The organism is Amycolatopsis sp. YIM 10 (assembly GCF_009429145.1).
Lineage (GTDB): Bacteria > Actinomycetota > Actinomycetes > Mycobacteriales > Pseudonocardiaceae > Amycolatopsis.
Genome location: NZ_CP045480.1, coordinates 6147491 through 6162601 on the forward strand (window position 1 = coordinate 6147491; position 15111 = coordinate 6162601).

Annotated in this window: 3 protein-coding genes (1 of these 3 running past the window's edge); all 3 read right to left on the reverse strand. The window is 69.1% G+C overall.

What is annotated here, in order from left to right; all coding sequences use genetic code 11:
* Tightly spaced (at most 36 nt apart), the 3 genes in view from YIM_RS29135 to YIM_RS29145 form a layout consistent with a single transcriptional unit that may run on beyond the window.
* Positions 1-1473: the 5' portion of a type I polyketide synthase gene (locus YIM_RS29135; protein WP_153033372.1), read on the reverse strand. The gene continues 16848 nt to the left of window position 1, outside the view; the window shows 1473 of its 18321 coding nt (coding positions 1-1473); it begins with the start codon at positions 1471-1473; its stop codon lies beyond the left edge, outside the window.
* Positions 1470-14429: a type I polyketide synthase gene (locus YIM_RS29140; protein WP_228004079.1), complete on the reverse strand. Its 12960-nt coding sequence runs from the start codon at positions 14427-14429 to the stop codon at positions 1470-1472. The genes YIM_RS29135 and YIM_RS29140 overlap by 4 nt, the downstream gene beginning before the upstream one ends.
* A gap of 36 nt (positions 14430-14465) precedes the next feature.
* Positions 14466-14984, reverse strand: coding sequence for a pyridoxamine 5'-phosphate oxidase family protein (locus YIM_RS29145; protein ID WP_153033373.1), 519 nt, complete (start codon positions 14982-14984; stop codon positions 14466-14468).
* Positions 14985-15111: the final 127 nt, after the last annotated feature.

Below are 15111 nucleotides of genomic sequence, written 5' to 3' on the forward strand. Positions count from 1 at the left end.
GCGGGCGCCCCGGCCGGTCACCACGAACGGCCACGGACCGGTGCTCACCCGCGGCACGGAAGTGGGCGCGACCGGGGCGGCCGGATCATCGGGGGCCTGCTCCAGGATCACGTGGGCGTTGGTGCCGCTGATCCCGAACGACGACACCGCGGCGCGCCGGGGACCGTCCCGGTCGGGCCACCGCCGCGGGTCGGTGAGCAGCCGGACCGTTCCCGCCGACCAGTCCACGTGGGAGGTCGGCCGCTGGGCGTGCAGCGTCCTCGGCAACTCCCCGTGGCGCATGGCCATGACCATCTTGATCACGCCGCCGACGCCGGCCGCCGCCTGCGGGTGGCCGATGTTCGACTTCAGCGATCCGATCCACAACGGCGTGTCCGGCGTCCGCTCCCGGCCGTAGGTGGCCAGCAGGGCCCTGGCCTCGATCGGGTCGCCCAGCCTGGTACCGGTGCCGTGCGCCTCGACCGCGTCGATGTCGGCCGAGGACACCCCGGCGTTGGCCAGCGCGGCCCGGATCACCTGGCGCTGGGCCGCGCCGTTCGGCGCGGTGAGGCCGTTGGAGGCGCCGTCCTGATTGAGAGCGGAGCCGGTCACCAGCGCCAGCACCTGGTGGCCGTTGCGCTGGGCGTCGGACAGCCGCTCGACCACGAGCACGCCGACGCCTTCCCCCCAGCCCATGCCGTCGGCCTCGTCGGCGAAGGCCTTGCACCGGCCGTCCGGGGCGATCCCGCGCTGGCGGGCGAACTCGATCAGCGAAGCCGGACCCGACATGATCGTCGCCCCGCCGACCAGGGCGAGCGAGCATTCCCGCGAGCGCAGCGCCTGGGTGGCCAGGTGCAACGCGACCAGCGAGGAGGAGCACGCCGTGTCCACGGTGACCGCGGGCCCTTGCAGGCCGAACGCGTAGGACAGCCGTCCGGAGACGACGCTGGCGATGTTGCCGGTGAGCACGTAGCCCTCGTAGGTCGACGGCACGGTGCGCAGCGAGATGTAGTCCTGGTAGCTGACGCCGACGTACACGCCGGTCTGGCTTCCCCGTACCGCGTCGGCGCTGATCCCCGCTCGTTCCAGAGCCTCCCACGAGGTCTCCAGCAGCAGCCGTTGATGCGGGTCCATCACGGTCGCTTCGCGCGGGGGGATGGCGAAGAAATCATGGTCGAACAGGTATGGCGACCGCAGGAAACCGCCGCCGCGGGAGTACGTCCGGCCCACCTTTCCCGGCTCGGGGTGGTAGAGCTCGTCCAGGTTCCAGTCGCGGTCGGCCGGGAGGCCGGACACCGCGTCGGTACCGTCGGCCACGAGCTGCCACAGTGCTTCGGGACTGTCGGCGTCGCCCGGATAGCGGCAGGCCATGCCGACGATGGCGATCGGCTCCCGGTTCCGCGCCTCGACCTCGCCGAGCCGCTGCCGGATTCGCTCGTTCTCCTTGAGTGCGTTGCGCAGCGCGTCAACCAGCTCGTTCATGGACGTGGTCATGAGGTCGGTCCCTCCGGCTGGTCGCCCGCATCGGTCCGGCCGTATGCGGCGCGAATGAGATCGGCCAGGTCCATCGAGTCGATCGCCGTGCTGGGCGCGGCGCTGTCGGCCGGCTCGACCCGGGGGGCGGTGTCGGCCAACCGGAGCAGGGCGTCCACCAGCCCGGCCCGCCGCAACGAGGCGAGCGGAATGCGGTCGATGATCTGCTTCAACCCGGCGTCGTCCGCGGTCTCGCTCTCGTGGGTCCCGGTGTCCTCGCCGAACAGCTCGGTGTGCACCAGCTCGGCGACCGCGGCGGGCGTCGGGTGATCGAAGACCAGCGTGGCGGGTAGCTGCAGGCCGGTCGCCGCGCCGAGCCGGTTCCGGAGCCGCAGCGCGGTGAGCGAGTCGAAGCCGATCTCCTGGAAACTGCGCCCTGACTCGACCGAGCCGGTGTCGGGGTATCCGAGCACGCCCGCCACCGTGGTCCGGACGAGTTCGGTCAGCGAATACGCCCGCTCGGTGGCGGGCAGGCCGGCGAGCCGCGCACGCACATCGGTGTCGGCCACTCCGTCCGCCGACTGTCCGGGGTCGGCCTCCTGCGCCGGGAGCAGCTCGGCGAGCAGCGATACCGATCGTGTGCCGGCGAGTTCGGTGGCGAACGAGGACCAGTCGACATCCACCACGACCGCGGCCGTCTCATCGCGGTCGATCACCTGGTCCATGGCCTGGATGGCGCGGCGGGGGTCCATCGCGCGCAGGCCGCGGGCCGCGAGCTGTTGCTCCACTCCGTCGCGGTCGGCGATCCCCGGGCCCTGCCAGAGTCCCCAGGCGATGGACGTCCCGGCCAGGCCGAGAGCCCTGCGGTGCGCGGCCAGTGCGTCCAGCGAGCTGTTCGCGGCGGCGTAGTTGGCCTGACCGGCCAGGCCGACCGTGCCGACGAACGACGAGAACAGGACGAAGTCGGCGAGGTCGCGGTCCTTCGTCAGCTCGTGCAGGTGCCAGGCGGCGGCCACCTTCGGGCGGAACACCCGCTCGAAGCGTTCCGGGGTGAGCCGGTCGATGATGCCGTCGTCGAGCACACCCGCGGTGTGCACGACCGTGGTCAGCGGATGCTCCGCCGGCCAGTTGTCCAGCAGCTCGGCGAGCTGCGCCCGCTCGGCCACGTCGCAGGCGACCACCGACACCGAGACACCCTGTTCGGCCAGCTCGGCGGTCAGCTCGGCCGCACCGGGCGCGGCCGGGCCACGACGGCTGGCCAGCACCAGGTGCCGCGTGCCGCGCGCCACGAGCCGGCGCGCCACCTCCGCCCCGAGTGCGCCGGTGCCACCGGTGACCAGGGCGCTGCGCTCGATCGGCTGAGGTGTCCGAGGTGTCCGAGGCGCGCCTGCGGTGATCCGGGTCAGCCGGCGGCAGAACACCGTGCCGCCCCGCACGGCCAGCTCACTCTCGCCGTCGCCGAGCGCCCCGGCCAGCGCCGCGAGGTCCTCGTGACCGACCTCGCGTGGCAGGTCGACGACGCCACCCCACGGCACGGGTTGCTCCAACCCCGCGTGCCGGGCGAACCCCCACAGCGCGGCCTGCCTTGGCTGGGTGACGGAGTCTCCCGGCCGGACAGCGACCGCGTCCTGGGTCACGCACCAGACCGGGGTCGACAGGCCCAGTGTGCTCACCGCCCCCACCAGCGCGAGGTTTCCGCGCAGGCCACCCGGCACGGATACGGTGTCCCCCGCGGTGTCCAGGCCCAGCAACGACACGACGCTCCCGGCCGGTTGGCCGTCCAGCGCCGTGACCAGCTGGTGGCAGAGCGCCTCGACCTCCGTCTCCCGGGGGACCGCTACCCGGCTGACCTGGGCTCCTCGGACCGTCAGCGCCGCGACGGCCTGCTCAAGCCACTCCGGCTCGGCGATGTCGGCAGGCACCACGACCAACCATCGGCCGGTGAGCGGTCCGTCCGATCCCTCGGTGGGGCGCCAGGCGACGCGGTATTGCCAGCCTGCCAACGTTTCCTGCTGCCGGCTGCGCTCCCGCCACGAGGAGAGGGCCGGAAGCACGGTGCCCAGTGAGGAACGGCCGTCGTCGTCGGAGATGGCCAGCGCCGTGGTCAGTCCTTCGAGATCGCCCTCGTCGACCATGTTCCAGAACCGGGTGTCTACGTCGGTGCCCCGGGTCGAGCGGTTGGGCCGCGGCTCGATCCAGTAGTGGGTGTGCTGGAAGGCGTAGGTGGGCAGCCGCACGGGCCGCTGCCCCGAGGGGAACAGGCGGGACCACCGCACGTCGACGCCACCCACGAAGGCCTCGGCCGCGTTGCGCAGGAATTCCCGCGCGCCACCGTGACCGCGACGCAGCGAGCCGACCGTCGTGACCGGCGTCCCCTTGGCCTCGGCGAGTTCCTGTATCGAATTGACGAGCACCGGGTGCGCGCCCACTTCGTGGAACGATCGGTGCCCGCTGTCGAGCAACTGGTCGACCACGTCCTCGAAACGCACCATCTCGCGCAGATTCCGGTACCAGTAGCCGGCGTCCAGCTCCCGGCCGCGCAGCAGCGAGCCGGTCACCGTCGAATAGAACGGAATGTCGCCGTCGGAGCACTCGACCACGCCCAGCGTGTCGGCCAGCTCGGCCCGGATGCTCTCGACAACTGCGGAATGCGATGCGTAGTTGATCGGCACGCGCCGGACCCGCGCTCCCTCGGCCCCGAAGACCGCGAGGAACCGATCCAGCTCGGCGGTGGCCCCGGAGACCACAGTGGACAGTGGCCCGTTCACCGCCGCGACGCCGAGCCGGGGGTGGTCGGCCAGGCGTTCGCGCACCTCGTCGGCCGACCGGTTCACCCAGCCCATGCCGCCGTGTGCCGCCAGCCGCCGAAGCACCCGGGACCGCAGGGACACCACGCGCGCGCCCTCGGTCAGCGACAACGCCCCCGCCGCCACAGCGGCGGCGAACTCACCCTGGGAATGCCCGACGACAGCTGAGGGCCGGACGCCGAGTGACGCCCACAGCCCGGACAACGCGACCCCGACCGCGAACACCGCCGGCTGCACGACGTCGTCCCGGTCGAGGCTCGGCGCGCCCGGAGCCCCGGCGAGCACGTCCCTCAGCGAGAAACCGTCCCAGTCGACGTGGGGCGCCAGCGCCTCGTCGCAGGTCCGCATCAGCTCCGCGAACGTCGGACTGACTTCCCACAGCTCGATGCCCATCCCGACCCACTGGCCGCCCTGCCCGGGGAACACGAAGACCGGGCCGTCGTGGCCGGCTTCACCGGTTCCCGCCACCACGAGAGCCGAACTTTCCGCTTGGCCTGCCGCGATCGCGTCGAGACCGGCCAGCAGCTCATCGCGGTTCTCGGCGAGAATCACCGATCGGTGGGAGTGCGTGGACCCGCCGTTTGCCAGTGCCGCGCCGAACCCGGCCACGTCGGTGTCCGGTGAGTCGGCCAGCGCGGCCCGCAACCGCCTTGCCTGAGCGGCCAATGCCGCCGATCCCCGGCCGGACACCGGGAAGGCGGAGACTCCCAGCCGCGTCACGGCCTCCGACTGCCGGGCCGCCGGTTGCTCCGGCGCCTGCTCGAGGATGACGTGCGCGTTCGTGCCACTGATGCCGAAGGAGGAAACACCCGCCCGGCGGGGCCGGCCGGTACCCGGCCAGTCCTGGTTCCGGTCGAGCAGGGCGACGGCTCCCTGCGACCAGTCGATCAAGGGCGAGGGCTGCTCGGCGTGCAACGTCCTCGGCAGAATGCCGTGCCGCATCGCCATCACCATCTTGATGACGCCACCAATCCCGGCGGCGGCCTGGGTGTGCCCGATGTTCGACTTCAGCGATCCCAGCCACAGCGGCGATTCGGCCGTGTGTGCCTGCCCGTAGGTGGCCAGCAGTGCCTGCGCCTCGATCGGGTCCCCCAGCCGGGTGCCGGTGCCGTGCCCTTCCACCGCGTCGACGTCGGCGGCCGTCAGCGCGGCGTTGGCCAGCGCCTGGCGAATCACCCGCTGCTGGGAAGGCCCGCTCGGCGCGGTCAGCCCGTTCGACGCGCCGTCGGAGTTCACCGAGGAGCCTTTGAGCACCGCGAGTACCTCGTGGCCTTGCCTGCGTGCGTCCGACAGTCGTTCGAGCACCACCAGACCGACCCCCTCGGCCCACCCGGTGCCGTCCGCGCCCGCGCCGAACGCGCGGCACCGGCCGTCCGCGGACAGGGCTCGCTGGTGCCCGAAGTCGACGAACGTCATCGGCGTGGACATCACCGTGACCCCTCCGGCCAGCGCGAGCGAACACTCGCCCGACCGCAGTGCCTGCGCTGCCAGGTGGAGTGCCACCAGCGACGACGAGCACGCGGTGTCGACCGAGACGGCGGGCCCCTCCAGGCCGAACTGGTACGCCACCCGCCCGGAGAGCACGCTGCCCGCGCTACCGGTCAGAACCGCTCCGCTGAGCTGGTCCGGCACCTGGTCCAGCGCCGGCGCGTAATCGTGGTACATGACACCGGAGAACACGCCGGTCCGGGTGCCGCGCAGCGAATCCGCGTCGATACCCGCGCGCTCGAAAGCCTCCCACGCAACCTCCAGCAACAACCGCTGCTGCGGATCCATCGCCGTCGCCTCACGCGGCGAAATCCCGAAAAACCCCGCATCGAACTCACCCGCGTCATGCAAAAACCCGCCACCACGCGCATAAGTCGTCCCCGGATGATCCGGATCCGCGTGATACAAACCCCCCACATCCCAACCACGCGACTCCGGAAACCCAGTAATCCCCTCCCCACCCTCAACAACCAACGACCACAAATCCTCCGGAGAACCCACCCCACCCGGATAACGGCACGCCATCCCCACGATCACCACGGGATCATCGGCATCGCTCGTCGGCGAACCGGTCGTTTCCGGTGTCTCCTCGCTCGTGGTGAACTGGCCGAGCAAATGGTCGACAAGGGCCCGTGGGGTCGGGTAGTCGAATACGGCCGTGGGCGACAAACGCAATCCAGTGATCGCGTTGAGCCGGTTGCGCAGCTCGACGGCGGTGAGCGAGTCGAGTCCGGCTTCCTTGAAGGTGCGGTCGATACCGATCGAGTCGCGCCCGTGGTAACCGAGCACTCGCCCTGTCTCCGCGCGCACCGATTCCAGCAGTCGCGCGGGCTGGGCCGTCACGTCCTCGCCGTTGGGGCGCGGCCCCGGTACTCGCCGCGGCGCGATGAGTTCACGTAGCAGCGGGTGCACGTTCTCGCCGTCCGCGGCGGAAGCGATGTCCAATCGCAGTGGCACGAGCAGGGGCTCGCTCCGCCGGACAGCGGCGTCGAAGAGTGCGAGCCCCTCGGTCGCGGACAACGTCGCCACTCCGGAGCGAGCCATCCGGTTCAGGTCGCCGGCGCTGAGCGCCGCCGCCATACCGCCGCCCTGATCCCACATTCCCCACGCCAGCGAGGTCGCTGGGAGTCCAAGCCGGGCGCGATGGTGGGCGAGCGCGTCGAGGTAGGTGTTGGCGGCAGCGTAGTTGGCCTGGCCCGCCGCGCCGACCAGGCCCGAAACGGAGGAATACAGCACGAACGCCGACAGCGGCATGTCGACGGTGAGTTCGTGGAGGTTCCTGGCGGCCACCGCCTTGGGGCCCATGACCGCGTCAAGGCGTTGCGGACTCAGCGCGGTGAAGACGCCATCGTCGAGCACGCCGGCCGTGTGGACCACAGCCATGAGGGGTCGATCGGCGGGCAGCCCGCGAAGCAACTTGGCCAGCTCGGCGCGGTCGGCGACATCGCAGGCTTCGGCTCGCACTTCCAGACCGAGCGCGGTCAGCTCGGCCACCAAGGCACGCGCCTCGGGCATGACGGGGCCGCTCCTGCTCACCAGCAGCATGCTCGTCACGCCGTGCTCGGTGGCCAGGTGCCGCGCGAGCAACCGGCCGAGTCGGCCGAACGCCCCGGTCAGCAGCACGGTTCCGTGCTCGGGTACCGACTTCTCGGTGGCGTGGGTCGAGCCGGAATCCACGTTCAGGCGAGTAAGGCGCGGGACACGAACGCCCGCGGCGGACAGAGCCAGCTGCGGCTCCCCCGTGGCTACCGCGGCGGCGAGCCGCTGGGCCCCCTCACCGCCGGACGTTACGTCGACGAGCACGATGCGGCCGGGGTGCTCGGACTGCGCGGCCCGCAGCAGACCCCAGACCGGCGCGTTGTCGAGATCGACGCGCCCGTTGTCCCCTGTGTCGACGGCACCGGTGGTGACGACGACCAGTCGAGCGTCGGCCATCGTCTCGTCGGCCAGCCAGTCCTGTACCAGTCGCAGCATGTGGTGCACGCCGCCGGTCGGGGTGACCGTCAGCACCGTGGACGGCGCCGGTGCCCCCGCCGCCACGGCGGCCCGCAGCGCGGTCAGGTCGGCGTACCGGTCGAGCGGTCGGCCTTCGCCGGTCACCCGCGCACCGAGGTTGTGCGGGTCCTCCCCCGCCATCGCCCAGTTGTCGGTGCTGGGAAGGGCGCCGACCTCCTTCGGCAGCCACGACAACCGGAACAGCGCCGCCTCGCCGTGATCCGTCGGTGACGCGTCGGGGGCGGGCCGCAACACCAGCGAGTCGATCGACGCGACCGGGTTGCCCTCGTGGCTCGTGAGCACCATGGCCACCGAGTCGGCACCGGTTCTCCGGACCCTGGCCCGCAAGACCGACGGGGCTGGGGTGTGCACGATGACACCACTCCACGCGAACGGCACCAATGTCTCGTCCGCGGTCTCGAACAGGCCGACCAGCGCGGCCTGGATGGCGGTGTCCAGGAGGATGGGATGCAGGTCGAACACCGGGTCGCCGTATCCCTGCGACTCGTCCAGCACGATGTCGGCGAAGACCACGTCGTCGCCGCGGCGGATGGTTCGCAGTCCTCGGAACGCCGGACCGTAGTCGTACCCCCGGCGGGCGAGTTCCGCGTATGCGGTGGTGATGGCGATGGGCCGGGCGCCGGGATCGGCCTCGCCGTTCCAGCCGGTCGCGGACGCCGATCCGGCGGGCGCGACCTCGGCGGGTGGCGCGACGGTGCCGTCAGCGTGCCGGGTCCAGGTGTCGTTCCCGGCGGTATCTCCCCCTCGGGACAGCACGCGCAGCGCACGGCGACCGGTGTCGTCCGGTGCGTCGACCACCAGTTGGAGTTGGATGTCGCCGTGCTCCGGCACCACCAGAGGGGCGTGCACGACAAGCTCTTCCACCAGATCGGCGCCGGTTCGCCGCGCGGCGTGCAGGGCCAGGGCGAGAAATCCGGTTCCGGGCAGAATCGGCGTGCCCGACACCACGTGATCGGCCAACCATGGCTGCTGGTCCACCGACAGACGGCCGGTCAGTACGAGCGCACCGGCATCGTCCACCGGCAACTCAGCGCGCAGGAAGGGATGATCGACCGGCTTCAGGCCGACAGCTGCGAGATCGGTATCCGGGAGAGAGGACGTATCCAGCCAGTAGTGCTGGCGTTGGAAAGCGTAAGTGGGAAGTTCGGTGCGCCGGGCGCCGGTCCCGGTAAACAACTCCGGCCAATCCACCGCCACCCCGGCGGCGAACAACCCACCCAGCCCCGACAACACCGACTCGACCTCACCATGCCCATGCCGCAAACTCGGCACCGCCGTGACATCACGGCCGTCCAAACATTCCCGCACCAACCCGGTCAACACCGCATCCGGCCCCAACTCCACAAACCGGGCCACACCACGACCATGCAACTGTTCAACCATGTCAGCGAACCGAACCGTGTCCCGCACATGCCGCACCCAATAACCCGGATCCGCCACCGCCCCATTCACCATCGCGATCTCCGGAGACCGAAACTCCAACCCGGCCACCACCGCACGAAAATCATCCAGCATCGGCTCCATCAACGGCGAATGAAACGCATGACTCACCACCAGCCGCTTCGACCGACACCCCAACTCAGCCAGCCGCCGCACCACCCGCTCCACCGCGGCCTCGACCCCGGACACCACCACCGATGTCGGGCTGTTCACCGCCGCAATCGATACCTCAGTGCCCTGCTCGGCCACCAACGGCGCCACCACATCCTCACCCGCCGCGACCGCCACCATCACCCCACCAGGCGCCAACCCCTGCATCAACCGACCCCGCGCCGTCACCAACCGACACGCATCCCCCAGCGACAACACCCCCGCCACATAAGCCGCCGAAATCTCACCCACCGAATGACCAGCCACAAAATCCGGAACCACACCCCACGACTCAAACAACCGGAACAACGCCACCTCAACAGCAAACAACGCAGGCTGCGCAAACTCCGTCAAATTCAACCGGCCGTCATCATCACCGAACACAGCCGCCCGCACCAACGGGTCCAGCAACCCACACACCTCATCAAAAGCCGCCGCAAAAACCGGGAAACGCCGATACAACTCCCGACCCATCCCCACCCGCTGCGAACCCTGACCCGTGAACACCACCGCCAACCGGCCCCCACCGGCCACACACCCCGCCGCCGTCTCCCCCGCAGCAAGAACAGCCAAACGATCCAGCAAATCCTCCCGCCCCGAAGCAACCACCACCGCCCGATCCCCAAAAACCGCACGACCAGAAACCAACGAAAACGCCAGATCCACCAATGGCACATCCGGCCGTTCCACCACAAACGACCGCACACGAGCAGCCTGACCACACAACGCACCCAACCCACGAGCCGACAACACAAACGGCAACACCGGTGATGCGAGCGTTGTTGCCGGTGTCGATGGATGAGCAGTGTCTTGGCGACCGAGGCGAGGCTCGTCGGCGACGCGACGCCCCGGCTCGTTCGATGGTTCTTGCAGAACGAGGTGCGCATTCGTCCCGCTGATTCCGAACGAGGACACTCCCGCTCGCCGAGGCCGGTCCGCGTCCGGCCACTCCCGCGCCTGGCTCAACAACGCCACCCCGCCGGAAGACCAGTCCACCTCGGTCGAGGGGTCCTCGGCGAACAGGGTTTTCGGCAGCAACCGGTGCCGCATGGCCATCACCATTTTGATGACCCCGGCAACGCCCGCCGCCGCCTGCGCGTGTCCGATGTTCGATTTCACCGATCCGAGCCACAGGGGTGTGCCGTCGGCGTGCTCTCGCCCGTAGGTCGCCAGTAGTGCCTGTGCTTCGATCGGGTCCCCGAGTCGCGTGCCCGTGCCGTGCCCTTCCACCACGTCGACGTCGGCGGCCGTCAGCCCCGCGTTGGCCAGCGCCTGACGGATCACCCGCTGCTGCGAGGGGCCGTTGGGGGCCGTCAGCCCGTTCGAGGCCCCGTCCTGGTTGACGGCCGAACCCGCGAGCACCGCGAGGACCTCGTGCCCGTTGCGCCGCGCATCGGACAACCGTTCCAGCACCAGCAATCCCACGCCCTCGGACCACCCCGTGCCGTCCGCGCCCGCGCCGAACGACCGGCACCGGCCATCCGGTGACAAGCCACGCTGCCGCGCGAACTCCGTGAGGATCATGGGAGTGGCCATGACCGTGACGCCACCGGCCAGCGCGAGCGAGCACTCGCCCGACCGCAGTGCCTGCGCGGCCAGGTGCAGCGCCACCAACGACGACGAACAGGCCGTGTCCACCGTCATCGCGGGTCCCTCGAAGCCGAACTGGTACGCGATTCGCCCGGACAGAACCCCGGGCGTGGTACCGGTGAGGAGGTATCCGCCGGCGTCGGCTCGCACCGGACCGTATCCATGCGGTGTTGCCCCCACCACCACGCCGGTCTGCGTGCCGCGCAGCGAATCCGCGTCGATACCCGCGCGCTCGAAAGCCTCCCACGCAACCTCCAGCAACAACCGCTGCTGCGGATCCATCGCCGTCGCCTCACGCGGCGAGATCCCGAAAAACCCGGCATCGAACTCACCCGCGTCATGCAAAAACCCGCCACCACGCGCATAAGTCGTCCCCGGGTGATCCGGATCCGCGTGATACAAACCCCCCACATCCCAACCACGCGACTCCGGAAACCCAGTAATCCCCTCCCCACCCTCAACAACCAACGACCACAAATCCTCCGGAGAACCCACCCCACCCGGATAACGGCACGCCATCCCCACGATCACCACGGGATCATCGGCATCAGCAGTCGACACGACCTGAGCACGCACGTCGACATCCCTGCCCAGCACGGCTGATCGCAGGTGTTCGATGAGAACAGCGGGAGTGGGGTAATCAAAGATCACCGAACTCGGCAGCGAAACCTTCAGGGCGTGCGAGAGCCTGTCCCGCAGTTCGGCGGACATGAAGGAGTCGAAGCCCAGCTCCCGGAACGTCTGACCGAGTGCGTTCTCACTGAGCACGCCGCCGCCGAGCGTGGCTGTGATGTGCGTGCGAGCCAGCTCCGTCAACCGATGCCCGCGCAGCTCGCTCACCGGACTCGGGCTCGCTACCGACGTCTTCTCGTCGTCTATCGTCATGTCCAACCAGTAGCGCTGGCGGTGGAAGGCGTAAGTGGGAAGTTCGGTGCGCCGGGCGCCGGTCCCGGTAAACAACTCCGGCCAGTCCACTGCCACCCCGGCGGCGAACAACCCACCCAGCCCCGACAACACCGACTCGACCTCACCATGCCCATGCCGCAGGCTGGGTACCGCCGTGACATCACGGCCGTCCAAACATTCCCGCACCAACCCGGTCAACACCGCATCCGGCCCCAACTCCACAAACCGGGCCACACCACGACCATGCAACTGTTCAACCATGTCAGCGAACCGAACCGTGTCCCGCACATGCCGCACCCAATAACCCGGATCCGCCACCGCCCCATTCACCATCGCGATCTGCGGAGACCGAAACTCCAACCCGGCCACCACCGCACGAAAATCATCCAGCATCGGCTCCATCAACGGCGAATGAAACGCATGACTCACCACCAGCCGCTTCGACCGACACCCCAACTCAGCCAGCCGCCGCACCACCCGCTCCACCGCGGCCTCGACCCCGGACACCACCACCGATGTCGGGCTGTTCACCGCCGCAATCGATACCTCAGTGCCCTGCTCGGCCACCAACGGCGCCACCACATCCTCACCCGCCGCGACCGCCACCATCACCCCACCAGGCGCCAACCCCTGCATCAACCGACCCCGCGCCGTCACCAACCGACACGCATCCCCCAGCGACAACACCCCCGCCACATAAGCCGCCGAAATCTCACCCACCGAATGACCAGCCACAAAATCCGGAACCACACCCCACGACTCAAACAACCGGAACAACGCCACCTCAACAGCAAACAACGCAGGCTGCGCAAACTCCGTCAAATTCAACCGGCCGTCATCATCACCGAACACAGCCGCCCGCACCAACGGGTCCAGCAACCCACACACCTCATCAAAAGCCGCCGCAAAAACCGGGAAACGCCGATACAACTCCCGACCCATCCCCACCCGCTGCGAACCCTGACCCGTGAACACCACCGCCAACCGGCCCCCACCGGCCACACACCCCGCCGCCGTCTCCCCCGCAGCAAGAACAGCCAAACGATCCAGCAAATCCTCCCGCCCCGAAGCAACCACCACCGCCCGATCCCCAAAAACCGCACGACCAGAAACCAACGAAAACGCCAGATCCACCAATGGCACATCCGGCCGTTCCACCACAAACGACCGCACACGAGCAGCCTGACCACACAACGCACCCAACCCACGAGCCGACAACACAAACGGCAACACAGCGGGTGGCTGCCCGGAGTCGGTCTCACCGGCCTCGGGTTTCCTATCCGAGGCGATCGGCGCGTCACTGATGACCAGGTGACAGTTCGTGCCACCCATTCCGAAGGAACTGACGCCGGCGATCAACCGGCGGTCGGGCGCTTCCCACGGACCGAGGCTCTGCTGAACTCGGAGATTGAGTTCGTCCAGAGCGATGTCCGGGTTCGCCCGCTCGAAGTTGAGACTGGCGGGGAGTTCGCGGTGACGAATCGCCATCGCCACCTTGATCAGGCCGGCGATCCCCGCGGCTGCCCCCAGATGCCCCACGTTCGTCTTGACCGATCCGACGGGCAGCGGTTGCGTTCGCGGGCGGCCGGACCCCACGACAGCGCCGAGGGCGGCGGCCTCGACGGGATCACCGGCGGGCGTTCCCGTTCCGTGCAACTCCACGTACTGAAGTTCCGTGGCACTGATCCGGGCGCGTTCATGAGCCCGGCGCAGGACGTCCCGTTGCGCCGCCTCATTGGGCTGGGTCAGGGCGCGACCATTGCCGCCGTGGTTCACCGCGCTCCCGAGAATCACGCAGTGCACGGTGTCACCGTCGGCGAGGGCGTTCTCGAGCCTCTTGAGCACCACCAGACCGCCGCCTTCGCCTGGCACATAACCATTCGCGCGGGCGTCGAAGGTGTAGCAACGGCCGTCGGGTGACAGTGGGCCCCAACGGTCCGCGATGTCCATGGACTCCGGCAGCAGGTTGAGCTGCACACCGCCCGCGACAACGAGGTCCGACTCACCGCTGAGCAGACTCTGGCAAGCCATGTGGACGGCGACCAGCGATGACGACTGACCGCTGTCGATGCTCACGCTGGGCCCGTGTACATCCAGGTAGTGGGAGAGCCGGTTGGCGATGACCGCGCGTTCGATGCCGGGATAGGTGTGCTGCGTCGCCGCGGTAGAACCGTTTCGGTGGGCAAGATGGGCGTAGTCGTCGGCGAAGGCGCCCACGAAGACACCGAGCCGGCCGCCGCGGACGCTGTCCGGCACGATCCCCGCGTTCTCCAGCGCCTCCCACCCCAGCTCCAACACGAGTCGCTGCTGTGGATCGGCGGCTGCCGCCTCCCGGGCGGAGATACCGAAGAACTCGGCGTCGAACTCGTCGACGGCGTCGAGAAATCCACCCCATGGGGGCGCGACCGTCCTGTCCGGGGCACCACGTCCAGGCGGGCGGTCGGTGATCGCGTGACGTCCCGCAGCCAGCAGCCGCCACAGTTGGTGAGGCCCGTCAGCGCCGGGAAAACGGCACGACATACCGACCACCGCGATTTCGCCACCTTGGGCGCGGCCATCCACCTGGATCGTCCCTTCCACGTTCGCGAATTGCGTCTTCCGGGCGACGGCGAAGCCTCAAGCTCGCGGAAAGTCCCACCTGGTCGCGGACTCCCATCCGGCAATACCGGCCCACCCGTAGACCCGGTCGGGAATCAGCCGGAACACCGGCGCACTCTGGCCGAATTGGGTATGAACACGACCCTCGCTCACCGAGAGCTTCCAGTCGTACTTCACCCCCACGCCTTCGGCGAGCACGCTGATGTCATCACCGGTCACCCGGGAACAACTGCCCTCGATCATCACCACGTCTTCGCCGACCTGCAAATTCACCGAGGCCCGCGGGTTGACGTCCAGGAATCCACCGCAGCGGTTCTGGCTCGAGAACCAGAAATTGTCCCGACTCCAGATACCCCACAAGGGCCTGCTGTGCGGGACACCGTCCGGACTGGTGGTGACCAGCCAGTAGGTGGGCGCGGATTCGAGCAGGTTCTCCGCCCAGCTCCATGGTTTTGCCGGCCCCGGCGCGGTCTGGGCGAAGATGAATGCCGACGTCCCGGCCGGCTCTTGTTCGTTCTTCAATACCTCGGCAGTCATATTGCCGTCCCTTCGCTTTCGCGGTCCATGCTTCCAGCGCCGCCACGACATCGACACCCCACAAGGATCGCGCCGCCGAGGTCGTTCCAATGGCATGGCGACTAGGGGAGTTAGGGGGTCCCCGCGC

Excerpts from the sequence above, each read along its gene's own strand:
- YIM_RS29145 (WP_153033373.1), bottom strand. The coding sequence starts at position 14,984 with ATGACTGCCGAGGTATTGAAGAACGAACAAGAGCCGGCCGGGACGTCG.